Below are 869 nucleotides of genomic sequence, written 5' to 3'. Positions count from 1 at the left end.
AAGGCCGCCATGGACAACAGCATGGCCGCCAAGCCCTACAGCCCGCTGAAGGGCGATCCCTACCGCGCCTATGAGGAGCTGCCCTTCGCGGTGCGCCGGGCGCTGCAGGAAGCCCTGGTGGACTGGTGCCCGCTGCGCGTCCGGGAGTGGCATCAGCACCTGCTACGCCAGCAGCGGCTGCGCCCCGCGCAGGCCGAGGCCTTCATGGTCCAGGCGATCCGCGGGCATGATCAGGCGGAGGTGACTGCCTTCGCACGGACCTGGCCAGCCGGCGCGCAGGCCTATCCGCATCTGGCCGCCGGCGCGACGCTGCAGCGCTATGCCGGAGCGGCTGGCATGCCCGCCACCAAGCCGCTGCGCCTGGCGGCGCCGGAGAGGAAGCCAAAGCCAGTGCCGAAGCGGGGTAAGGGACGTCGCCATTAGGCTCCCCCAGCACGGGTTGTGCAGCCGCATGGTGGCGGGGTTTCTGATGACGTCTCCGGATGGGTTACTTTGTCGTCTTACAGTCAGGCTGTCGCGACTGCGTCGGCAACGGCATCCGGATGCTTCGCGATGACACGGAGCAGGGTATGTGCCGCCGGGTCAGGGCGCCGTAGGTGCTGTTCCCAATCTCGCACCGAGGTCAACTGAAGCCCGAAGCGCTCCGCAAACTGCTCGAGCGTCAACCCCATCTTCTCACGCAGCGCACGCACATCGATTGTATCAGGAGCAGCATGATGCGGGAAGGTTCCCGATGTCCAGCTATGATTTCGGCCGCTTCTTCAAGGGAGGCAATCAGTTCGCTACCCAATGGGCTAAGGCCTGTTAGAGCTTGAATGCTGTTCCCATGTTCTGGGCATGGTGGAGAGCAGCGACAATCAGGTTTTCAC

At 64.9% G+C, this 869-nt stretch carries 2 protein-coding genes; one reads left to right on the top strand and one right to left on the bottom strand.

The genetic code is table 11. The features are described from left to right. Positions 1-423: DUF6525 family protein (locus NON00_RS24590; RefSeq protein ID WP_256025436.1), on the top strand; the 423-nt coding region annotated here is incomplete at its 5' end. Positions 424-506: 83 nt separating this feature from the next. Here NON00_RS24590 and NON00_RS24965 read toward each other — a convergent pair. Continuing rightward, complete coding sequence (locus NON00_RS24965; protein ID WP_370688769.1) at positions 507-692, bottom strand: helix-turn-helix domain-containing protein; 186 nt, start codon at positions 690-692, stop codon at positions 507-509. Positions 693-869: the final 177 nt, after the last annotated feature.

The sequence above is a fragment of the Roseomonas sp. GC11 genome (assembly GCF_024437745.1).
Taxonomy (GTDB): Bacteria; Pseudomonadota; Alphaproteobacteria; order Acetobacterales; family Acetobacteraceae; genus Pseudoroseomonas.
Note: the sequence above shows the minus strand (reverse complement) of the source record. Positions and strands in the feature narration are given on the sequence as shown.